The sequence below is a fragment of the Pseudomonas sp. R4-84 genome, from assembly GCF_054130985.1.
In genome coordinates, this window is the sequence record NZ_CP096390.1 from 4,867,500 (window position 1) to 4,889,932 (window position 22,433).

The window sequence follows — 22,433 nt, forward strand, 5'->3', positions numbered from 1 at the left end:
TTTCTCTACAGGAGGGGCGACCGGGCATTCTCGCCGACAGCAGAGGACGAGTAGAGGGCTCAAGGACTATTTAGGAAAGGGACTACATGAAATTAGGACGCCGTCAGCTAAACGGCATCAATAGGCCAATAAACGCTGCGCACGGGTTTGCAATGCAGATACAACGTGGCGAGGGTAGCTTGCTCCCGCTGGACGCATCTGGCCCCATTCGGGACCATTGCGCGCCAGCGGGAGCGAGCTACCCTCGCCACGATGAATCGCTCTAGCCTGCAACAGCGGCCCCGCAAGGGGCCACCGTCAGGAAGAAAGGTAGGACGAACGCGTCAGCCCCAGTCGCAGCGCATCCAGGAACTGAGTGCGCTCGGCCGCCGTGATCCGGGCGCTGGCGCACTTGTCACGGTAGTGAGTCATCAACTCCTCCGGCGACAGGTGCACATAGCGCAACATGTCTTCGATGGTGTCGTGGGTTTCGATACCGGCGTGGTACACGCTGCCATCGGCGTTCTGGTAGATGTTCACCGAGTCGGTGTCACCAAACAGGTTGTGCATGTCACCCAGGATTTCCTGGTAGGCACCCACCAGGAAAATACCCAACAAATAATCCTCGCCTGGATTGAGCGAGTGGACCGGCAGGCTGGTCTCGATGCTCTGCTCGTCGACGTACTGCTTGATCTTGCCATCGGAGTCGCAGGTCAGGTCTTGCAGCACGGCACGGCGCAGTGGCTCTTCGTCGAGGCGATGCAGCGGCAGGATCGGCAATACCTGGCCGATCGCCCAGGTGTCCGGCAGGCTCTGGAAGACAGAGAAGTTGCAGATGTACTTGTCGGCCAGCTTGTCGTTGAGCTCGTCCAACACCTGGCGGTGCGAACGCTGGCGGGCCTTCAGCGAGTTGTGCAGGCGACGGCACACCGCGAAGTAGCACTGCTCGGCCAAAGCTTTTTCCGCCAGGGTCAGCTTGCCATCGGCGTATTGGGCTGCCACGTCACTCATGTAATGGGTGGCTCGCCAGTAAGTCTCGGTGACCATCTCGATATCGGTCGGGCCCAGCAGGTCCACCAGCCACTGCACGGTTTCCGGCAGGCTTTCCTTGTTCTCGATGACCGGGACGTCATCGTGGTGTTTCTCGACATCGGTCACTTGCACCACCAACATGGCGTGGTGCGCGGTCAGCGAACGACCGCTTTCGGAAAAGATGTGCGGATGCGGCAGGCTCTGGGCATCGCAGAACTCCTTGAGCATGCCCACCACGACACCGGCGTAATCGTCCATGTCGTAGTTGATGGAGCTGGCGTTGCGCGAGTGCGTGCCGTCGTAGTCCACGCCCAGGCCGCCGCCGACGTCGATGTGATCCACCGGCAGCCCAAGGTTGCGCAGCTCGCCGTAATAACGGATCGCTTCCTTGAAGCCATGCTGGTAGTCCGCCAGGTTGGCGATCTGCGAACCCATGTGGAAGTGCAGCAGGCGGATGCCCTGGTCCAGGCCCGCGCCACGGAAGCGCTCGACCACCGACAACAGCTGCGCGGCCGACAAGCCGAACTTGGATTTTTCGCCACCGGTGTCGGCCCACTTGCTCGACGCCAGGGACGACAGGCGAACCCGCAGGCCGACCTGTGGCTTGACCTTGAGCGACGCGGCTTCTTCGATCACCAGGCCGACTTCGGATTCTTTCTCGATCACGATGAAAACGTTATGGCCCAGCTTCTGGCCCATCAGCGCCAGGCGGATGAACTCGCGGTCCTTGTAGCCGTTGCAGACGATGGTCCCGCCCTTCGGCGCCAGGGCCAGCACCGCCAGCAGCTCGGGCTTGGAGCCGGCTTCCAGGCCGATCGACACGTTCTGTGTCGCGATAATGTTTTCGATCACCGCTTCCTGCTGGTTCACCTTGATGGGGTAAAGCGCGGTGTACTGGCTCTGGTATTCCAGGCGCGCGATGTTGCTGTCGAACGCGCCGGTGAGCTGACGCACCCGGTCTTGCAGGATGTCGGGGAAGCGCACCAGCAAGGGCAGCGAAAGGCCGCTCTGGCGCAACTGGTCGACTTGCTCGTACAAATCGATGGGCGAACTGTCGGGGCCGTTCGGACGGACTTCGACGCGACCGGCTTCATTGATCGCGAAATACCCGGCCCCCCAATGGCGAATCCCGTAAACACTGCGGCTGTCCGCAACTGTCCATTGGCTGCCATCGTCTTTGCGTGTGCGTCGTACGGACATCGAAGTCCCCTATAAAGAAGTCAAAATGCACCCACCCGGTCGCAGGCTGGCGCAGTGTAGAGAATGGAAATGACGATTTGCCTGTAAGCACGGTAGACCCTGCCCGCAGCGCTGAGTTTAGAACCCGTTCAGAACAGGCTCTGTGAAAACCATGTGGGCGACCCCGAACCGGGGTTCGGATCAAGCCGGGGTGGTCTTCACAGAGGCTGCTAGCCGCCGGATTTCTTTGCCTTGAAACCGTGTTTGGTGAGTTCCGCCAACAGCAGCTCGACGTGATCGCCCTGGATCTCGATGACGCCGTCCTTCAACGCGCCACCCGTGCCACAGCGTTTTTTCAACGTCGTCGCCAGTTCTTTGAGGGCGTCTTCGGCCAGCGGCACACCGGTAATGGTCGTCACCGTCTTGCCGCCGCGACCTTTGCTTTCGCGGCGCACGCGAGCGATACCGTCCCCTTCGGGGATGATTGTCTGTTTGCAGATGCAGGCATCCACCGGTTGGCGGCAATCGGGGCAATGACGACCGGCGTCGGTAGAAAATACCAGGCCACCCAGGGCGGCGAAGGATGCGGCTTTTTTGGCCACCGGCAATCCTCTTCGGAGGACAAAGACTGGTCAAGGGGGGAAAGCCTCGACCGCGAAGCCCCACTCAGGCAGGGGCAGCGCAACTGGGCCGAACGATGTCGGCCAAGCTTGAAAAGTCGCGCAGTGTAACGGCAAAAAGGCGACTTGCTAAGGGCCAATCGGCGCCAATTTAGAGCTTCTTTGCGACACCGGCTTCGCAGGCGCGCAAATAGCGCCCAAGAGCCGCCAGGGAGTCCGGGCAATAAGGCTTGTGGCGGATTTCATCGAGCACCTGCTCGACGGGCAGAAAACGCGCCTCCAGCACTTCTTCGGGCTGCAGCACCAACGGACCATCCCACACGGCCGAGAACGCCGAGCACCACAGGCGGCTGCCGGTGTCTTCGAAATAGAAATGGTCGTGGGCGACCAGCTCCACGCCGCTGACACCGAGCTCTTCGGCAAGCTCGCGGGCCGCCGACTCGGCGTAGCTCTCGTGCGCCTGCACCATGCCGCCGGCCGCGACATCCCAGTAACCGGGATAGATGGCTTTGCTCAGCGTCCGCCGATGGACACACAACTCCCCGGCCGAATTGAACAACATGATATAGGTGCCCCGCCCGATCAGGCCGCGCTCGCGCAGATCCGAGCGCACCAGGCTGCCGAGCAGGTTGTCATGCTCGTCGACCCAAGCGATGAGCTCGGCATCCGAAGCCGCTCGGTGAGCCGCCTCCCGGGTGCTTTCGTCCATCGATCAGCCCTGGTTCAGCAACTGACGCAGGTCGATGACCGCCGCATTGGCGCGGGAAATATAGTTGGCCATGACCAGCGAGTGGTTCGCCAATACACCGAAACCGCTGCCATTGAGGATCATCGGGCTCCAGACCGGCTCTTGCGAGGCTTCCAGCTCACGAATGATCTGCCGCACGCTGACCGTGGCGTTCTTCTTGGCCAACACGTCGGCGAAGTCCACCTCGATGGCGCGCAGCAAATGAGACAGCGCCCAGGCCTGACCACGGGCTTCGTAGAACACGTTATCGATTTGCAGCCATGGGGTTTCAACCACTTCTTCGTCGACCTGCGGCACTTGGCCGGGCGCGGGGATTTCGGTTTTCAGCGACGTGTTGAGCTTGACCCGGCCGACGCTGGCGGACAGCCGCTGGGACAACGACCCCAGGCGAGTGCCGACATCGCCCAGCCAGTTGTTCAGGTTGTCGGCGCGGGCATAGAACAATGCGCTCTTCTGGCCTGGATCGGAGAGGCGCGCCTGGTAACGACTCAAGGAATTGATGCCTTCCTGGTACTCCGACTCACTGGAGGGCAGCACCCAGCTGCGGTTGTCGAAGTTGAAGCGCGGCTCGGCCTTGGCGAGGTCCGCATCTTCGGCGGACTGTGACTGCGAGCGGGCGAAATCCTTGCGCAAGGCGCGGCTCAGGTCGCGAACCTGCACCAGCACGCCGTATTCCCAACTCGGCATGTTGTCCATCCACAGGCCCGGCGGGAAGCGGTCATTGGAAATGTAGCCACCCTGCTTGGTCAGCAAGGTTCCGGCCACGGTCTTGAGGGTTTCGACGGTGGTGTAGCCGACCACCATTTGCCTGCCGTCCTTCTCGGCCGCCGCCTGGGCGTTCTGCTGCACGGGAAACAGCGCCGGCTCCTGGCTCCAATACCAACCCACCGCAATGGTCACCAGCAGATACAAACCAATGAGCGTGGCCAGTGCCCGGCTGAAAAACAGCCCGCCCAGGTAGCTGCGGGTGTCCGATTTCGGCTCGGCGGCGCGTTCAGGCGCGCTGCCCGCGCGGTTTTTCCAGTCCAGCATGGCGATGTTCCTTCAATCACTTGAGTTCACGGTTCGACCACAACCTTACATCAACGTGCCTTGGCCGGCATCCGTCGTTGGGCTTATAGGACAATTACCGCCACCAGACCAGGAGCCACCTAAGGGTTTCCCTTAACCCTGCCAGTCATGATTTGGTAGCGAGCTGACTCGATATCAGCGAATCGAATCGTGCTTGCGCACCCAACGAAGCAACTGGACAAACAGTCCAAAAAAGCCCCGAAAGCCTTTATTCTCGGCCCCCGGTGCATGACAGGCCGCCAATCGAAGACCGTCCGGTCGAAAACTGAATCGCATCTCTTGGCAGTTTATTGACGTACGACACTCATGTAAGGGAAAAGAGGTGCTAGCATAGAGCCACCAGTCGACCTCAGCATGCCCCCTAACTAGTAGTCAGGATATGACCGAGTCAGAAGACCCCAGCCGTGAGCGCCTCAAGCACCACTTTGCCCAGCGGGTAATTCATCAGGCTCGCCAGATCCTTGAGATATGGCAGCGCCTGCAACGCAGCGAGTGGTCGAGTAACGACCTGTCTGAGCTCAGCGAAGCCAATCTGCGCCTGCTGCGCTTTGCCGAGCGTTTCGAACAGCCCGAGCATTGCCAGCTTGCCCACGGCATCAGCCAGTCGCTGCAAGCGGTGGATGCCAATCGCGGCCGCCTGAGCAGCCAGTTGATCAGCGACATCAACCGTTTGATGCAACGCCTGTCCCGCACCGGCCTGCGCCACGGCGATCAACTCGAGCAGACCTTCCTGCCGCCGCTGCGCAAGCCCATCTACGTGATGCTGCAAGACCATGACCGCGCGGAACGGCTGGCCAAGCAGTTGGAATTCTTTGGCCTCAGCGCCCATGCGTTGAACAGTATCGCCGCGTTCCGCTCCGCGATGGTCGAGCGCCTGCCCGCGGCGATCGTCATGGACGTGGATTTCAGCGGCCCTGGCGTGGGCCTGACGTTAGCGGCCCAAGCCCAGGAAGGCCTCGACCAGGCCATCCCGCTGCTCTTTTTCAGCCTGCTTGAAACCGATACGCCCACCCGCCTGGCGGCGGTGCGCGCCGGCGGCCAGGAATTTCTAACCGGCACGCTCGAGGCGTCGAGCCTGCTGGAAAAAATCGAAGTGCTGACCTGCGTCGCCCAGTACGAGCCCTATAAAGTGCTGATCATCGATGACTCCCGCGCCCAGGCCTTGCACACCGAACGGCTGCTGAACAGCGCCGGCATCATCACCCGGACGTTGATCGAGCCGATCCAGGCAATGGCCGAGCTGGCGGACTTCCAGCCCGACCTGATCATTCTCGATATGTACATGCCCGCTTGCACCGGCACGGAACTGGCCAAGGTAATTCGCCACAACGACCGTTATGTCAGCGTGCCGATCATTTACCTGTCCGCCGAAGACGACCTGGATAAGCAGCTCGACGCCATGAGCGAAGGCGGCGACGACTTCCTGACCAAGCCGATCAAACCCCGGCACCTGATCACCACCGTGCGCAACCGCGCGGCCCGGGCGCGCAATCTCAAGGCGCGAATGGTGCGCGACAGCCTCACCGGCCTCTACAACCACACCCATATCCTGCAATTGCTCGAGGATTGCAGTTTTCGCGCCCGCCGCGAAGGCAAGCCCTTGAGTTTCGCCATGCTGGACATCGATCATTTCAAGCGGGTCAATGACAGTCACGGCCACCCCATGGGGGACCGAGTGATCAAGAGCCTGGCGCTGTTTCTCAAGCAGCGCCTGCGCAAGACCGATTTCATCGGGCGCTATGGCGGCGAAGAGTTCGCTATCGTCATGCCCGACACCGATATTGATGCAGCCTGCCAGGTGCTGGACGAAATCCGCCAACGCTTCGCCGAAATCCATTACCCGGCCCAACCCCAGGACCTGTGGTGCACCTTCAGCGCCGGCGTGGTGGAAATGAGCGAAGCGTCCGACAGCCTGATGATGGCCAGCCAGGCGGACGAAGCGCTGTACCGCGCCAAGCATGCCGGACGCAACCGGGTACAGAGCGCCAGACAATCAAAGCAAAGTGCCACCTTTTCATCGGATTCCACTGATTCGGTCATAAACGTGTAACGCAAACGCAATAACTTCAGGCACTTCGATTCTGCCCCCGGTAGACCCTTGATGCGCCTGAAGCTGCTGACCAATCTCAACACCCTTCTCTTAGTTGCCGTATGCCTTGGCCTTGGCGCGACCCTTTGGTGGTCGCAGATTGCCTTGGAGCGACCCTACCTGTTGATGGAACGCTACCTCGGCCTGTCGCGGCAGTTCCAGAGCGAAGTGGCGCGCAACATCGAGGACTACCTGGCCAGCGGCGACGCCCTGCGCCTCAGCGCGGCCACCCAAGCACTGGAAGGCCTGCAAAAGGAGCTGGACCAGTTCCCACCGGACCTGGCCAAGACCCTGCGCCCAAGCCTGTCCAACCTCGACAACTTCAGCAGGACCGACCTGCTGGCCGCCGGCAAGCTGGCCGGCGACCCACAGGCCCTGTTGTTGCAGGCCGAACGGGAACTGAGCGCCAGTCTCGATCGACTCGCCCAGTACGCCAGTGGCGCCCCGGCCTACTCACCTCCATTGTTCGCCGCTTCACAGCACCTGGGTCGGTTGTCCCTTACCCGTGACAAATTGGTCAGCAGCGGTCGCAGCGAACTGGCCGCCGATGTCGAGCGGGAACTGGCAGGCATCCGTGTGCAAGCAGAACGCCTCGAGAGCCTGCCTCTGCTGGGCGTAACCGCCAGCAGCGAATCGGGTAGCGATGACTTTGCCGCGCTGATGGGCCTGCAAACCCAGGAAAAAACTGTCAGCGAGGACGCCGGCATCGGTCTCAAGCGTGAGCTCAACAGCCTGCTCGGCCGCTACCCTGCGGAATTGACCCGCACTCGGGAGCTGATCCAAAAGCGCACCGAACTGAGCCGCGCCACCCACCTGAAAATCGCTGATGCACAGACGGCCATCGACACCCTGGAACCGGCGGTACGTGCCCAGCATGGGCAGATTCAGAGGGAGGTTCGCTTGATCCAGGGCGTGATGATCGGCCTGATCCTGCTGATCGCGCTGCTCATCGACACCTTGCAACGGCGCCTGGCCCGCACCTTGACGCACCTGGCGCCGGCCCTGTCCACCTGGGCCGAAGGCGACTTCAGCCGGGGCATCCACATGGGCGCCAGCAACCGTGAAATGCAAGACATCGAGGCGTCCCTCAATCGCCTGCGCGCTTATCTCGTGGACCTGGTGGGCACCATTCGGGTGAACGCCGAACAGGTCGCTGGCAGTAGCCGTGCCCTGGCCGAGTTGAGCGGCGAACTGCACAGTGGCGCCGAGGACCAGGCCGGCGACACCGCATTGATCCGTGATTCGCTCGGCGAACTGGAGGCGACCATCCAGCAAGTGGCTGGCGATGCCAGCCAGGCCGCGCAGGCCAGTCGCAGCGCCGGTAACGCCGTGGAACATGGCCAGCAAGTCATCGGCTTGAGTCTCGCCGGCCTCCATGCGTTGGTGGGCGAAGTGCAAGGCAATGCGCAAATGATCGAACAACTGGCCGAGGAGTCGGCAACCATTGGTGGCGTATTGACGGTCATTCGCTCGATTGCCGACCAGACCAACCTGCTTGCCCTCAACGCCGCCATCGAAGCCGCCCGCGCCGGGGAAATGGGCCGGGGCTTTGCGGTGGTGGCTGAAGAAGTCCGTTCCCTGGCCCAACGCACCGCTGGCGCCACCTCGGAAATCCAGGCGCTGATCGCCCGCTTGCAACTGGCCGCGCGCCAATCAGTGGACGGCATGCGCGCCCAGGTTGAACACGCCGAGGCCACCGCCAGCCAGGCCCAGGCGGCTGACGGCGCCTTGGATGAAATCGTCGCAGCCATCCAGACCATCGCCGATACCGCCGTGCGAATCGCCGATGTCACGGCTCAGCAAAGCGGCGCTGTCAGCGAAATCCGCGACCACAGCGAGCGCATTCACCAACTGGGCGGGGATAACCTGCTGCGCATCGGCCAGGGTCGCGAGCAAGGCGACAACCTCCTGGTGCTCGGCGGGCGGTTGCACACCGCAGTCCAGGCATTTCGGGTATGACCTCAGCAAACACCACAAACCCATTGTGGGAGCAAGCCTGCTCGCAATAGCGGTGGCTCAGTTTGCATGGGTATTGAATGTGCCGGCGTCATCGCGAGCAGGCTCGCTCCCACATTTATTGGGTATGGCCCAAGGAAGATGCTCACCGCACATCCCCCTGTGGGAGCGAGCCTGCTCGCGATAGCGGTGGGTCAGTTCAACCGAATGACCGGATGATGAAGCTCAGTCAAAAACTTCGCGTAAACATCGGTCAACGTGCTGGCTATTGCCGAGAACTGGACAGTCATAAAGGCTTTGCGGCATAGTCTCCGGGTTCTGACACCTGCTCACAGATAACAAGGAACAGCAGATGGCGACCCTATTGGTCCTGCACGGACCCAACCTGAACCTGCTTGGCACCCGTGAACCGGGCGTTTATGGCGCCTTGACGCTAGCCCAGATCAACCAGGACCTGGAACAGCGGGCCCGGGACGCCGGCCATCATTTGCTTTATCTGCAAAGCAATGCCGAATACGAGTTGATCGACCGCATCCATGCCGCGCGTGGCGAAGGCGTGGACTTCATTTTGATCAATCCAGCAGCTTTTACACATACAAGCGTCGCATTACGTGACGCGCTGCTGGCGGTGAGCATCCCATTCATCGAAGTGCATTTGTCCAACGTGCACAAACGCGAACCTTTCCGCCATCACTCCTACTTCTCCGATGTAGCGGTGGGAGTGATCTGCGGCCTTGGCGCCAGCGGTTACCGACTGGCCCTGGAGGCCGCCCTAGAGCAGCTTGAAAAACAGGCAACAGCTTGAACAACAAGCGTTAAACGCCCCTGACCGACCCTTGGGAGTTGATGATTCATGGATATCCGTAAAGTTAAGAAACTGATCGAGTTGCTGGAAGAGTCCGGCATCGACGAGCTCGAGATCAAGGAAGGCGAAGAGTCCGTACGCATCAGCCGTCACAGCAAGACCCCGGCCCAGCAGTTCTACGCACCTGCACCGATGCAGGCTCCAGCCGCTGCGCCTGCTCCCGCAGCAGCTCCGGCCGCCGCCGCAGCGCCAGCCGCACCTGCCGCGCCAGCGCTGAACGGCACCGTTGCCCGCTCGCCAATGGTGGGCACGTTCTATCGCAAGTCTTCCCCAACCTCGCCTTCCTTCGTTGAAGTTGGCCAGACCGTGAAGAAAGGCGACACCCTGTGCATCGTCGAAGCCATGAAGATGATGAACCACATCGAAGCTGAAACCAGCGGTGTGATCGAAGCCATCCTCGTTGAAGACGGCCAGCCGGTTGAGTACGACCAACCGCTGTTCACCATCGTTTGAACCGCGGAGAGCCTTTGATGACTGCGAAGTTGGAAAAAGTTCTGATCGCTAACCGCGGTGAGATCGCCCTGCGGATTCTGCGTGCCTGCAAAGAGATGGGCATCAAGACCGTCGCCGTTTACTCCAAGGCCGACAAAGAACTGATGCACCTGGGCCTGGCGGACGAATCCGTCTGCATCGGTCCCGCGTCGGCTGCGCACTCTTACCTGCACATCCCGGCGATTATCGCCGCCGCCGAAGTGACCGGCGCCACCGCCATTCACCCTGGCTACGGCTTCCTGGCGGAAAACGCCGACTTCGCCGAACAGGTCGAAAACTCCGGTTTTGCCTTCATCGGCCCGAAAGCCGAGACCATCCGCCTGATGGGCGACAAGGTTTCCGCCAAGCACGCCATGATCGCCGCAGGCGTACCCACCGTTCCGGGTTCCGACGGCCCGCTGCCTGAAGACGAAGAAACCGCTTTGCGCATCGGCCGCGAAGTCGGCTACCCGGTGATCATCAAAGCCGCCGGCGGCGGCGGTGGTCGCGGCATGCGCGTGGTTCACAAGGAAGAAGACCTGATTTCCTCGGCAAAACTGACCCGCTCCGAAGCAGGCGCGGCGTTCGGCAACCCGATGGTCTATCTGGAAAAATTCCTGACCAACCCACGCCACGTCGAAGTGCAAGTTCTGTCCGACGGCCAGGGCCAGGCCATCCATCTGGGCGACCGCGATTGCTCGCTGCAGCGTCGTCACCAGAAGGTCCTCGAAGAGGCACCGGCACCGGGCATCGACGAGCAGGCTCGCCAGGAAGTCCTGGCTCGCTGCGTCAAGGCTTGCATCGACATCGGCTACCGTGGCGCCGGCACCTTCGAGTTCCTGTACGAAAACGGTCGTTTCTACTTCATCGAAATGAACACCCGTGTTCAGGTGGAGCACCCGGTTTCGGAGATGGTCACCGGTATCGACATCGTCAAGGAGATGCTCAGCATCGCCGCCGGCAACAAACTGTCGTTCACTCAAGATGACGTCGTTATTCGCGGCCACTCGCTGGAGTGCCGGATCAACGCTGAAGATCCGAAGACCTTCATGCCGAGCCCAGGCACGGTCAAGCATTTCCACGCACCAGGTGGCAACGGCGTTCGCGTCGATTCGCACCTGTACAGCGGTTATGCGGTTCCGCCGAACTACGACTCGCTGATCGGCAAGCTGATCACCTACGGGGCGACCCGTGAAGAAGCCATGGCGCGCATGCGCAATGCGCTGGATGAAATCGTGGTGGACGGGATCAAGACCAACATCCCGCTGCACCGCGATCTCGTCCGCGACGAGGGTTTCTGTGAGGGTGGCGTCAACATTCATTACCTGGAACACAAGCTGGGCAACCAGCACTGATGCTCCAAGGGATGTGAAAAGACCCCGGTCCGTTTGGCCCGGGGTCTTTTTTTGCCCATCGTCGGGCTAGAAGACCCACTCAGTTCAGGCTCACCATCGAGAACCTGTTCATCGCAAGTTGCGCCGTTGTCGCCGGCCTGCCCTGGCGGGTGCGGACGGCACCGTTGGCGTTTGCCATCAAAGGTTCGCTGCGCGTGCGCGTCATGAATCTACGCGCACGTATCGATACCGGATCGGTACTGTACTTGGCCCGTGACAGCACTGGGACGTAATAACGCTCGACTTGGGTCTGCGACATCTTGAAGACCGTAGTGATGCCGCTCTTGAGGTTCAGCGATACACCATAGGTATTACCGAAGCAGGAAGAATACGACCAGAAGTCCCAGGTTGGCTCAAGACCTTTGCGCCGCATCACGGTCCTGACCGGCTCGCCAATGTCCAGACCCGTCAACCAGTCCCCACCTACAAGCGTGACGCGGATATCCTTTGCGGATCCGCCAAGGCGCCGCAACAGAGCCTCGACACCTTCCTCTATGAGCCTGCCAATATTGTGATCGAAATGAATGACCGCCCCCACTCGGGTAACGGGGTTATATAACGAAGCGATCACGCATGTCTGGGCGTTGAGCGAGAACAGATACCCGTCAGCCGTCGCCTCATTGAAGCGTGCTACTACGGCCTCGCCCTGCAACGCGCCTCTTGTCACGTCAGGATCGACGCGCCCCGGGAACGCCTCCCGTAGATCGTCGACTCGCCCCAGGTTACGCACGCCATCATTACCCCCTCTCAAGCCAACGCTGTTATGCGTCCACTTGCCATTCGTCATCCTGCGTATGGGCATGTTGTATAGCGCGCCGGGACGACTGGCATCCACCAGGCATAGACCGCCAAAGTAAGCGTCCTCCTTTACCTGGAAGTACCGGCCCCGGCTGCGTATGTAATAGGTACTTCGTGGCTGCGATGCGCTGGGCGGACTGCGGTAGGTGCCGTAGAAAATCCCCTCCTCGCTCACCCATTGCAGATTTTCAGGCGTTGCGTCGACCGCCTGCCTTGGCTTCAAACGGATGGGCTGGACCAGCGGCCCGGTATCCTTGTTCACAGCGGATACCGCAGCGCCTTTCAGACGTTGCGCCGACAACGACAACGGCTTGGCCGCACGCTTGAGACTCATCACCGAACGGCGCAGCAATGCAGCCATGCCGGTCACCCCTGGCACCGCCAGCAGCGCGCCCCAGGAAACCTCCAGCCAATGCTCGAGAGCCTCCTGGGTATCGCCCTGCCTATGCGCCTCGATTGCCTGCTTGGAGCTGAGGCCGATAAATACGATATCCAACAGCAGGGCAAACGGCGGGAAGACCATGCACACCGGCGCAGCCGCAAAGAGCAGCCCTTTCTGAATCTGCTGCGTGATGGCCTCTGCACGACGGGTGGTGACATCTTCCACGTCGGCGATAGCCCGCTCGATACAGGCATCGAACTCAGCGTCGATATCGACCACACGGCTGAATTCACGCAGGGTATCGACGCGCGTGGTACCTGCCCCCAATGCCCGCAACGATTGTTCGACGGAACCGCGCGCGATCAATGCCACCCGCTCCACGACATAATCGTGCAGTTGCGCCGCGGTGCGCCCGGTGAAGGCCAGGTAGTTGCGAAAACGGATGCCGTCCGGGGCATCGGGCGTGTACAGCCAGTAGGAGCCCTTCGGTTCGAAGTAGGCGAAAACGTAGACGCCCAACACGACATGACCGTTGACCGTAAACTTGAACACACCTTCACGCGTGACCGCCGTCGCTGGATAGATAGGGCCGCCAGCCGGTCTCCTGTCGCTCAGCAACGTGACTTGCCGCGTGAGCCAGTTGAACGCGTCGGTGCTCAACACTGACCGGCCATACGCGATACGTAGGTCGCGATCCATCTTCGCCAGCAGCATGTAGCGACAGGCATCACGACGCTTCTGGTATTGCGGGTCATTGGCATCGAGAAACCTGGCACGGATTTCCTTGGCGTATTTTTCGCCCAGGTAGGCCCCACGAACATAAAGCGCCAGGTCGGCGCTGCGGACCTGGCCCAAATCCTGTCCAACGGACGAGCGCACACCTTGTTCCGGGTTGTCGATCCCAGCGTTGTCGTCGTACCCATAAATCGCGAGTTCCAGCAGGCTGGCTACCCTCCTGTCACTTCCCAGCCCCGGGAAGTAGTCGATAAGAACCGTCTCCGGATCCACCGGTTCTCGTACGCCCTTGCTGCGCATATACGGAGCAATCGCTTGCGTGACGGTACGCTTGGCAAAGTCGACAAAAAGTTCATAACCCGCCAACTGCTCATCGAAGACCTGCTGATGGACCAGGGACTCTTGCTTCAAGCCACTGATGCTTCGCCGCGATTCAAGTGGCAAGGCCGAGTACCAGCGAGGCGAGTCGTGCCATTCCACCTGCTGCAGATTGTGGTTCAGCCCTGTCAGGACAGCCTGCTCAAGACAATGCCTGAGGCCTTTTTGCGTCCCTCTGGGGTCCCTGCTCAAATCCCATGTGGTCGGCTTTTGCCTCACGCCGACAAAATATTCCCGAGCGCTGTCACGTTCAACCGGGGAGATCTGCTGCAACAGGTATTCACGACCCGTTTCGCTCGCAATCCAGCTACCGATCTCGGCGCTCACGGCCCGAAGCGAAGGCAGGGCGATCCACTCCTGCCCATCGGGCTTACCAGGGGCATACAGCAGGGGGGCGCTGACTTGTCCCTGTGCATCGTCGTGGTAGAACAGCAGCAGATCGGCGCATCGGAACGAATTGGGCAGTTCGACATTGGTAACCTGCAATCCACCCACGCCTTGTCCAGCAAATGAGCTGTTCAGCAAGGTGTAGAGCTCGTCGTGGCTGGACACCGTGACTAGGCCCGCGCACCGCGCGACAAATGCGCTGTGTCGCAATCGCGCCATGAACCAATCGAGCAGGGCGTCCTTGAGGTCCGCGCGGTTGTACCGACTCGACAATGCAGAAAAGTAACCGGCAGGTGCGTCCAGGCTCGACAACATCTGCCCCACGAATGCCGAGGCAAGGGGCTCGTTGCGCAGCATGCCGCCATTCTCCACCAGGCGCACCGTCACCGCATCGGGCCTGACCGGCCCCGCCGCCACCAGTTCACTCAGGTTATAGGTTCGCACAGGCTGGCCAATGACCGCTCGCCACTGCAGCTGCACGCGAACCCTGTCAGGTTCGACTTCCATGTCCAGCTCGCGCCTGATGTAGCCTTGGGCCTGGCGCCGAGCGAACGCTTCCAGGGAGCCCAAGCCGTCGAGCAATTCATCGACCATTGCCTGGGTTTGCCCAGCATGTTCGCTCAACGCCTCCAACCGTTTACGGTCGGCTGCACCCAACCCCCGTAGCCAATCAGGCAATTGCGCACGCATTATCGCTTCCAATGCCCGTCGCTCCCGAGGGGTCGCCAGCGCATTCGCTTTCCCCATGTGGCGCCAGGATTGTTGCAGCTCCTCTATCCTTGCGCGCAGTTGCTCGACATCCAACCCAACCAACCTTTGCGGTTGAAGGATGGCGTCGATTGCCGCCACATGCTCGTTGAGTTTTTCCTGGACGATGCTTTCGAGCGCAGCATCGTGTCCGGCCATTTTCCAATGGCGCCGAAGATAGTCCTCGTAATGGTTGAGGATGGTCGAAGCGGTCCCTTCGAGGACCTGCTCGAGGATATCCCGACGTTCAGCCGAGAACCCCAGGTCAGCCCCCCCTTCCCAGCGATAAGGCGCATCCTGATGCTCGTCATAAACCGCGGGCGACGGGTCGATCTTGCGTTGCAACACCGCGTCGAGCAGCGTGCCAATGAAGTCTGAATCGATGTTGCCATGACGATAATGGGTACGCAGCCCGACCAGCAGATAAACTTCCAGCTCCTCCAGAAAAGTATTCTGGGCCTGCATCTTTGCCTCGATAACAGTCTGCCAGCCCGTCAGCTTTTCCAGAATCGCCTGGGCAGATGCCTCTTTCCGGTCAGATAACGACGTCGCGCCATCCCTGTCTTGTTGCCACTCGGCCATGTCGTCCATGCACATCCTTCCCTGTTGTGTGGATGCGCACCTTATCCGCCCTGCGGCAGGCCGATGTCATACATATATATATCGAAACACCAACCGGGCCCGTCCAGGCCTCGCTTATCCACTTTGGGAGCGACCTGGCGTACACTGCGCGCCTTTGCAGCCTCCTGCTGCCCCCTATCGATTTTTCAAAGGTACCCGCCATGCCTTGGCTGCAAGTACGCCTGGCCATCAGCCCGGAACAAGCCGAAACCTACGAAGACGCCTTTCTTGAAGTAGGTGCCGTATCGGTGACTTTCATGGACGCCGAAGACCAGCCGATCTTCGAGCCTGAGCTCAACACCACCCCGCTGTGGTCCCACACCCACCTGCTGGCGCTGTTCGAAGGCGGCACCGAGGCGGCCAGCGTGCTCGCCCATTTGGAGCTGCTCACCGGCGGCCCGTTGCCCGAACATCACAGCGAAGTGATTGAAGACCAGGATTGGGAACGCAGTTGGATGGACAACTTCCAACCCATGCGTTTCGGCCAGCGCCTGTGGATCGTGCCGAGCTGGCATGCAGCGCCGGAACCGGACGCGGTGAACCTGCTGCTGGACCCGGGCCTGGCCTTCGGTACTGGCACTCATCCCACCACCGCGCTGTGCCTGGAATGGCTCGACGGCCAGGACCTGGACGGCTGCAATGTGCTCGACTTCGGCTGCGGCTCGGGGATCCTGGCCATCGCCGCCCTGCTGCTGGGTGCCAAGGAAGCGGTCGGCACCGACATCGATGTCCAGGCCCTGGAAGCCTCCCGCGACAACGCCGGGCGCAACAACATCGACGAAGCGCTGTTCCCGCTGTACTTGCCCGAGGATCTGCCGAAAGTACAGGCCGACGTGCTGGTGGCGAACATTCTTGCCGGCCCGCTGGTGTCCCTGGCGCCGCAATTGTCGAGTCTGGTCAAACCGGGCGGACGCCTGGCATTGTCGGGCATCCTCGCCGAACAGGGTGAAGAAGTCGCTGCCGCTTATGCCGCGGATTTCAACCTGGACCCGATCGCCAATCGCGATGGCTGGGTGCGCATCACTGGACGTCGGCGCTAGAATGACCGCCTGTATCGACCGGATTGCCGCATGACCGACAGCTTCGTCACTCAGTGCCCGCATTGCCACACCAGTTTTCGCGTCAGCCATGCTCAATTGAGCGTGGCACGCGGGGTGGTTCGTTGCGGCTCGTGCCTGCAAGTGTTCAATGCCGCGAAGCAATTGCTGGAGCAACGCGCCACCAAGGACGTCGCTACTGCTCCAGCTTCCCCGGCAAAACCCGTGGTCGAAGCGCCACGGGCGATCAGCCAGAAACAATGGACTGCCGCCGAACTGGATCTCGATGACCTGGACAAGGAACTGGCTCGTCTGGAACGGCGCGACAAACGCGCACCCGACACCTTCGGACGGCGCCGCGAAGACAACCTGAGCGCACTGCGCGAGCATCCTTCGAGCGACCAGGAGCCCTGGGCTGACAGCCTGTACAGCGAATCTACCGCCGAGCGCGCCGAGACCGCCATCCAGCCCCCTCTCGAACCGTTCGAACCCCATGAACCGGCCCGCCCGCCGCGAACCGAGCCATCCTTGTCCCTGGCCCTCGAGCCGCTGGAACCGGACGATGAGCCCGTCGCCCCGCTGAGCCTGGCGCCGGACGAGGAGACCGACGAGCACCTGGAGCGACTGTCCGCCACGGACGACCTGGACGACGAGCCGGAGCCGCTGGCGACACCGCGCAAGAAACGTGATCGCCAGGAGCCCGGCATACGCGCCGAAGCCCTCCAGGACCTGGACGACGACCCGCTGCAACTTGATTGGCGCAAACGCCGCTCGCCCTGGGGCCGGCGCTTGCTTTGGGGTTTGCTGGTGCTGCTCGCCGCCGCAGCCCTGGGCGGTCAGTACATCGCCTATCACTTCGAGGAATTGGCTCGCCAGGACCAGTACCGCCCGTGGTTCCTGCAAATCTGCCCGGCCATCGGCTGCGACGTCCCCTCCAAGGTCGACATCGCCAAGATCAAGAGCAGCAACCTGGTGGTGCGCAGCCATCCAGAGTTCAGCGCAGCCCTGGTGGTGGATGCGATCATCTACAACCGCGCGCCCTTCTCCCAGCCCTTCCCACTGCTGGAGCTGCGCTTTGCCGACCTCAACGGCCACCTGATCGCCAGTCGCCGTTTCAAGCCAGGTGAGTATTTGGGCGGAGATCTCGAAGGCCGGGGGGAAATGCCGCCGCAGACGCCGATCCATATCGCCCTGGACATCCTCGATCCGGGACCGAAGGCGGTGAACTACAGCCTGAGCTTCCATTCGCCCGAATGAAGGCTGCAGGGTCGATCGATTGACGACGGCATTCTGACTCGCCCGACCCGGACCAAACCGCTGGCGATAACGGAATAGCTGTTCAGATTTTATCCAATTCGACCTTTATCCAGTCATCGAGAGCGGGTATCATGCCAACCCTTTTTCGAAGTCTCATGATCCGGCCCCACTTCAGGGAACTCCTATGTCGGCGGTACGCATCGGCCCATATACATTGCAGAACGGTCTGGTCCTGGCCCCTATGGCGGGCGTCACCGACCAGCCCTTCCGTCAGTTGTGCAAACGATTGGGCGCAGGACTCGTGGTTTCGGAAATGGTCACCAGCGACATGAGTTTGTGGAACACCCGCAAATCGCGCCTGCGCATGATCCACGAAGGTGATCCCGAGCCGCGCTCGGTACAGATCGCCGGTGGTGATGCACAGATGTTGGCGGAAGCGGCCCGAGCCAACGTAGAGCTGGGGGCGCAGATTATCGACATCAACATGGGCTGCCCGGCGAAGAAGGTCTGCAACAAGGCCGCAGGCTCGGCACTGTTGAAAGACGAAGCGCTGGTCACCGAGATCCTGCAGGCGGTTGTCGCCGCGGTCGATGTGCCGGTGACCCTGAAGATCCGCACCGGATGGGACCGGGAGAACAAGAACGGCCTGACGGTGGCGAAGATCGCCGAACAGGCAGGTATCACGGCGCTTGCGGTCCATGGCCGCACCCGTGCCGACCTGTACACCGGCGAAGCCGAGTACGACACCATAGCCGCGATCAAGCAGGCGGTGTCCATTCCGGTCTTCGCCAATGGCGATGTCGACTCGCCCGAGAAGGCCCGGTACGTGCTGGACGCGACCGGTGCCGACGGCCTGTTGATCGGCCGGGCCGCCCAGGGGCGGCCATGGATTTTTCGTGAAATCGAACATTACCTGCGCACGGGAGAAAAGCTCGCTGCGCCGCAGTTGTCCGAGGTGGAACGTATTCTGCTAGAGCATCTGGCCGCGCTGCATGCCTTCTACGGAGAAGTCATGGGCGTACGCATCGCTCGCAAGCATGTGGGCTGGTATCTCGCAACCCTGCCGGGCGCCAGGGAGTTTCGCGCCCGTTTCAATCGTTTGGATGGTACGCAAGCACAATGCGCCGACGTTCAGGCGTTTTTCGCCGAACGTTACAAGAGCCTGACAGGGGACGAAGGGGTGGCCGCATGACGATGATGACCGAGACTTTAGTGAGTGGAACAGCACCCGTGAGCGACAACGTGAATTTGAAACAGCACCTCAATACGCCCAGCGAAGAAGGCCAGACCCTTCGCGGGAGCGTCGAGAAGGCGCTGCACAATTATTTCGCCCACCTTGAGGGCGCTGCCGTCACGGATGTGTACAACCTGGTGCTCTCCGAAGTCGAGGCGCCTCTGCTCGAAAGCGTGATGAACTACGTCAAGGGCAACCAGACCAAGGCCAGCGAGCTGCTGGGCTTGAATCGCGGAACCCTGCGCAAGAAACTCAAGCAGTACGATCTACTTTAAGCATTCAATCAAACCAGAAAGGCGCCCGCGTAAAAAACGGTCGCCTTTTTTGCTGACTTCCCTTGCTTTTGATGGAACCTGAAATGACCGACCAGACCACCCGCCTGCCGATCCGCCGCGCCTTGATCAGCGTCTCCGACAAGACCGGGATCCTTGAATTCGCCCGCGAGCTGCAACAGTTGGGCGTCGAGATCCTCTCCACCGGCGGGACCTTCAAGTTGCTGCAGGACAACGGCGTCGCCGCGGTGGAAGTCGCTGACTACACCGGTTTCGCGGAAATGATGGACGGTCGCGTCAAGACCCTGCACCCGAAAATCCACGGCGGGATCCTGGGCCGTCGCGGCATCGACGACGCCATCATGAACGAACACGGCATCAAGCCGATCGACCTGGTAGCGGTCAACCTCTACCCGTTCGAAGCCACCATCAACAAGCCCGGCTGCGACCTGCCGACCGCCATCGAGAACATCGACATCGGCGGCCCGACCATGGTCCGCTCGGCGGCCAAGAACCATAAAGACGTGGCGATCGTGGTCAACGCCAGCGACTACGCCAGCGTGCTGGAAAATCTCAAGGCCGGTGGCCTGACCTACGCCCAGCGTTTCGACCTGATGCTCAAGGCCTTCGAACACACCGCGGCCTACGACGGCATGATCGCCAACTACATGGGCACCGTGAACCAGGCGGCCGAAACCCTGGGCACCGAAGGCCGCAGCGAATTCCCGCGCACCTTCAACACCCAATTCGTCAAGGCCCAGGAAATGCGCTACGGCGAGAACCCGCACCAGAGCGCGGCGTTCTACGTGGAAGCCAAGCCTGCCGAAGTCGGCATCGCCACCGCCACCCAGTTGCAAGGCAAGGAACTTTCCTTCAACAACGTAGCCGATACCGACGCCGCGCTGGAATGCGTGAAGAGCTTCGTCAAGCCAGCCTGCGTAATCGTCAAGCACGCCAACCCGTGCGGCGTGGCGGTGAGCCCGGACGCCGAGGGCGGCATCCGCCAGGCCTACGAGCTGGCCTACGCCACCGACACCGAGTCGGCCTTCGGCGGCATCATCGCCTTCAACCGTGAACTGGACGCCGAGACCGCCAAGGCCATCGTCGAGCGCCAGTTCGTCGAGGTGATCATTGCCCCCTCCGTCAGCGAAGAAGCCCGCGCTATCGTTGCCGCCAAGGCCAACGTGCGCCTGCTGGCCTGCGGCCAATGGTCGGCCGACCGGGCGCCGGCCTGGGACTACAAGCGCGTCAACGGCGGCCTGCTGGTCCAGAGCCGCGATATCGGCATGATCGGCAGTGAAGACCTGAAGGTCGTGACCCAGCGCGCCCCGAGCGAGCAGGAAATCAACGACCTGATCTTCGCCTGGAAAGTCGCCAAGTACGTCAAATCCAACGCCATCGTCTACGCCAAGAACCGCCAGACTATCGGCGTCGGCGCCGGTCAGATGAGCCGCGTGAACTCGGCTCGCATCGCCGCCATCAAGGCTGAACACGCTGGTTTGCAGGTCCAGGGCGCGGTCATGGCCTCCGATGCGTTCTTCCCGTTCCGTGATGGCATCGACAATGCGGCCAAGGTCGGCATCACCGCGGTGATCCAGCCGGGTGGTTCGATGCGTGATGCAGAAGTGATTGCTGCCGCCGACGAGGCAGGGATTGCAATGGTGTTCACCGGCATGCGCCACTTCCGTCACTGATACACCGACCCACTGTGGGAGCGAGCTTGCTCGCGATAGCGCCGGTTCAGTCAGCATTGACGTCCGCTGACGCACCGCCATCGCGAGCAAGCTCGCTCCCACAGAAAGGCAGCTTTAACGCTGCATCCAGAATCAGCGTCATCGAGGTTTTTTGAAATGAATGTTTTGATCATTGGCAGCGGTGGCCGTGAACACGCCCTGGCCTGGAAAGTGGCTCAGGATCCGCGCGTGCAGAAGGTCTTTGTCGCTCCGGGCAATGCCGGCACCGCCATCGAAGCCAAGTGCGAGAACGTCGCCATCGACGTGCTGGCCCTGGAGCAACTGGCCGATTTCGCCGAGAAAAATGTCTCGCTGACCATCGTCGGTCCGGAAGTACCACTGGTTGCCGGTGTAGTCGATCTGTTCCGCTCCCGTGGCCTGGACTGCTTCGGCCCGACTGCCGGCGCCGCGCAGCTGGAAGGTTCGAAAGCGTTCACCAAGGATTTCCTGGCGCGCCACAAGATCCCAACTGCCGACTACCAGAACTTCACCGAAATCGAACCGGCATTGGCTTACCTGCGCGAAAAAGGCGCACCGATCGTGATCAAGGCCGATGGCCTGGCCGCTGGTAAAGGCGTGATCGTGGCCATGACCCTGAGCGAGGCCGAAGAAGCCGTACGCGACATGCTCGCTGGCAACGCCTTCGGTGACGCCGGTTCCCGTGTGGTAATCGAAGAATTCCTCGACGGCGAGGAAGCCAGCTTCATCGTCATGGTCGATGGCAAGAACGTCCTGCCCATGGCCACCAGCCAGGACCACAAGCGCGTCGGCGATGGCGACAGCGGCCCGAACACCGGCGGCATGGGTGCCTACTCCCCCGCGCCAGTGGTCACCGCCGACGTTCACCAGCGCGTGATGGACCAGGTCATCTGGCCAACCGTGCGTGGCATGGCCGAGGAAGGCAACGTCTACACCGGTTTCCTCTATGCTGGCCTGATGATCGACAAGGCTGGTAACCCAAAAGTCATCGAATTCAACTGCCGTTTCGGCGATCCTGAGACCCAGCCGGTCATGCTGCGCCTGCAATCGAGCCTGGTGCTGCTGGTCGAGGCCGCTCTGGCCCAAGCGCTGGACAAGGTTGAAGCCCAATGGGATCCACGTCCGAGCGTTGGCATCGTGCTGGCGGCCGGTGGTTACCCGGGCGACTACGCCAAGGGCAGCGCCATCAAGGGCCTGGAAGCCGCCGCCCAGTTGGAAGGTAAGGTTTTCCACGCAGGTACGGCATTGAAGGACGGCCAGGTCGTGACGGCTGGTGGTCGAGTGTTGTGCGCCACTGCCATGGGTGCCAGCGTCGACGCCGCTCAGCAGCAAGCCTACAAGCTTGCCGCGCAGATTGATTGGGAAGGCTGTTTCTACCGCAAGGACATTGGCTACCGTGCCATTGCACGCGAGCGTGGCGAAAACCTGGAATAATCCGGTCATTCAGACAGGCAAGGGTCCAGAGCTCT

Annotated in this window: 16 protein-coding genes; 11 read left to right on the forward strand and 5 right to left on the reverse strand. The window is 61.3% G+C overall.

The features are described 5' to 3' along the window. Positions 1-297: 297 nt before the first annotated feature. The 4 genes from speA to M1D68_RS22210 form a co-directional block, all read right to left on the reverse strand. Positions 298-2,211, reverse strand: a complete 1,914-nt coding sequence (gene speA, locus M1D68_RS22195; RefSeq protein ID WP_039593533.1) for an arginine decarboxylase — start codon at positions 2,209-2,211, stop codon at positions 298-300. A 209-nt stretch (positions 2,212-2,420) separates the two neighbouring features. Then, a complete protein-coding gene (locus M1D68_RS22200; protein WP_420766281.1) occupies positions 2,421-2,792 on the reverse strand; it encodes a translation initiation factor Sui1 in 372 nt (123 codons plus the stop codon). A gap of 169 nt (positions 2,793-2,961) precedes the next feature. After that, complete coding sequence (locus tag M1D68_RS22205) at positions 2,962-3,519, reverse strand: NUDIX hydrolase (RefSeq protein ID WP_434560855.1); 558 nt, start codon at positions 3,517-3,519, stop codon at positions 2,962-2,964. Between the two features lie 3 nt (positions 3,520-3,522). Then, positions 3,523-4,590 carry a DUF2333 family protein gene (locus tag M1D68_RS22210; protein ID WP_420766279.1) on the reverse strand — a complete coding sequence of 356 codons (1,068 nt, stop codon included), beginning with the start codon at positions 4,588-4,590 and terminating at the stop codon, positions 3,523-3,525. Positions 4,591-5,008: 418 nt separating this feature from the next. On the opposite strand from M1D68_RS22210, the gene M1D68_RS22215 reads away from it, so the two are divergent. The 5 genes from M1D68_RS22215 to accC all read left to right on the forward strand — a co-directional run bounded on the left by M1D68_RS22215 (position 5,009) and on the right by accC (position 11,365). Further along, complete coding sequence (locus M1D68_RS22215) at positions 5,009-6,679, forward strand: diguanylate cyclase (RefSeq protein WP_420766278.1); 1,671 nt, start codon at positions 5,009-5,011, stop codon at positions 6,677-6,679. 1,104 nt (positions 6,680-7,783) lie between these two features. Next, the gene (locus tag M1D68_RS22220; RefSeq protein ID WP_434611671.1) at positions 7,784-8,677 is read left to right on the forward strand and encodes a methyl-accepting chemotaxis protein; all 894 of its coding nucleotides are present in this window, start codon (positions 7,784-7,786) and stop codon (positions 8,675-8,677) included. Positions 8,678-9,026: 349 nt separating this feature from the next. Then, on the forward strand, positions 9,027-9,479 hold the full coding sequence (aroQ, locus tag M1D68_RS22225) for a type II 3-dehydroquinate dehydratase (protein ID WP_457968361.1): 453 nt from the start codon (positions 9,027-9,029) through the stop codon (positions 9,477-9,479). Between the two features lie 48 nt (positions 9,480-9,527). Further along, positions 9,528-9,992, forward strand: a complete 465-nt coding sequence (accB, locus tag M1D68_RS22230; protein WP_434560857.1) for an acetyl-CoA carboxylase biotin carboxyl carrier protein — start codon at positions 9,528-9,530, stop codon at positions 9,990-9,992. Between the two features lie 17 nt (positions 9,993-10,009). Then, positions 10,010-11,365: an acetyl-CoA carboxylase biotin carboxylase subunit gene (gene accC / locus M1D68_RS22235; RefSeq protein WP_420766275.1), complete on the forward strand. Its 1,356-nt coding sequence runs from the start codon at positions 10,010-10,012 to the stop codon at positions 11,363-11,365. Positions 11,366-11,444: 79 nt separating this feature from the next. Here accC and M1D68_RS22240 read toward each other — a convergent pair whose 3' ends face one another. Then, positions 11,445-15,422, reverse strand: a complete 3,978-nt coding sequence (locus M1D68_RS22240) for a dermonecrotic toxin domain-containing protein (RefSeq protein ID WP_457968363.1) — start codon at positions 15,420-15,422, stop codon at positions 11,445-11,447. 191 nt (positions 15,423-15,613) lie between these two features. On the opposite strand from M1D68_RS22240, the gene prmA reads away from it, so the two are divergent. The 6 genes from prmA to purD all read left to right on the forward strand — a co-directional run bounded on the left by prmA (position 15,614) and on the right by purD (position 22,398). Continuing rightward, the gene (gene prmA / locus M1D68_RS22245) at positions 15,614-16,492 is read left to right on the forward strand and encodes a 50S ribosomal protein L11 methyltransferase (RefSeq protein ID WP_420766273.1); all 879 of its coding nucleotides are present in this window, start codon (positions 15,614-15,616) and stop codon (positions 16,490-16,492) included. 30 nt (positions 16,493-16,522) lie between these two features. Next, positions 16,523-17,746: a DUF3426 domain-containing protein gene (locus M1D68_RS22250; RefSeq protein ID WP_434607976.1), complete on the forward strand. Its 1,224-nt coding sequence runs from the start codon at positions 16,523-16,525 to the stop codon at positions 17,744-17,746. Positions 17,747-17,930: 184 nt separating this feature from the next. Then, a complete protein-coding gene (gene dusB / locus M1D68_RS22255) occupies positions 17,931-18,938 on the forward strand; it encodes a tRNA dihydrouridine synthase DusB (protein WP_434560863.1) in 1,008 nt (335 codons plus the stop codon). Next, positions 18,935-19,255 (forward strand): DNA-binding transcriptional regulator Fis, encoded by a 321-nt coding sequence (fis, locus tag M1D68_RS22260; protein WP_007921650.1) that lies wholly within the window; start codon positions 18,935-18,937, stop codon positions 19,253-19,255. Before dusB ends, fis begins: the two co-directional genes overlap by 4 nt. Positions 19,256-19,338: 83 nt before the next feature. After that, the gene (gene purH, locus M1D68_RS22265) at positions 19,339-20,946 is read left to right on the forward strand and encodes a bifunctional phosphoribosylaminoimidazolecarboxamide formyltransferase/IMP cyclohydrolase (protein ID WP_420766270.1); all 1,608 of its coding nucleotides are present in this window, start codon (positions 19,339-19,341) and stop codon (positions 20,944-20,946) included. 156 nt (positions 20,947-21,102) lie between these two features. Next, on the forward strand, positions 21,103-22,398 hold the full coding sequence (gene purD, locus M1D68_RS22270; protein WP_434560865.1) for a phosphoribosylamine--glycine ligase: 1,296 nt from the start codon (positions 21,103-21,105) through the stop codon (positions 22,396-22,398). Positions 22,399-22,433 lie beyond the last annotated feature (35 nt).

Bases quoted from the DNA above. Each gene is read 5' to 3' on its own strand.
- fis (WP_007921650.1), top strand. From the start codon at position 18,935: ATGACGATGATGACCGAGACTTTAGTGAGTGGAACAGCACCCGTGAGC.
- dusB (WP_434560863.1), top strand. From the start codon at position 17,931: ATGTCGGCGGTACGCATCGGCCCATATACATTGCAGAACGGTCTGGTC.
- M1D68_RS22210 (WP_420766279.1), bottom strand. From the start codon at position 4,590: ATGCTGGACTGGAAAAACCGCGCGGGCAGCGCGCCTGAACGCGCCGCC.
- accB (WP_434560857.1), top strand. From the start codon at position 9,528: ATGGATATCCGTAAAGTTAAGAAACTGATCGAGTTGCTGGAAGAGTCC.
- M1D68_RS22240 (WP_457968363.1), bottom strand. From the start codon at position 15,422: ATGGACGACATGGCCGAGTGGCAACAAGACAGGGATGGCGCGACGTCG.
- M1D68_RS22250 (WP_434607976.1), top strand. From the start codon at position 16,523: ATGACCGACAGCTTCGTCACTCAGTGCCCGCATTGCCACACCAGTTTT.
- accC (WP_420766275.1), top strand. From the start codon at position 10,010: ATGACTGCGAAGTTGGAAAAAGTTCTGATCGCTAACCGCGGTGAGATC.
- purH (WP_420766270.1), top strand. From the start codon at position 19,339: ATGACCGACCAGACCACCCGCCTGCCGATCCGCCGCGCCTTGATCAGC.
- prmA (WP_420766273.1), top strand. From the start codon at position 15,614: ATGCCTTGGCTGCAAGTACGCCTGGCCATCAGCCCGGAACAAGCCGAA.
- M1D68_RS22215 (WP_420766278.1), top strand. From the start codon at position 5,009: ATGACCGAGTCAGAAGACCCCAGCCGTGAGCGCCTCAAGCACCACTTT.
- aroQ (WP_457968361.1), top strand. From the start codon at position 9,027: ATGGCGACCCTATTGGTCCTGCACGGACCCAACCTGAACCTGCTTGGC.
- purD (WP_434560865.1), top strand. From the start codon at position 21,103: ATGAATGTTTTGATCATTGGCAGCGGTGGCCGTGAACACGCCCTGGCC.
- M1D68_RS22205 (WP_434560855.1), bottom strand. From the start codon at position 3,519: ATGGACGAAAGCACCCGGGAGGCGGCTCACCGAGCGGCTTCGGATGCC.
- speA (WP_039593533.1), bottom strand. From the start codon at position 2,211: ATGTCCGTACGACGCACACGCAAAGACGATGGCAGCCAATGGACAGTT.
- M1D68_RS22220 (WP_434611671.1), top strand. From the start codon at position 7,784: ATGCAAGACATCGAGGCGTCCCTCAATCGCCTGCGCGCTTATCTCGTG.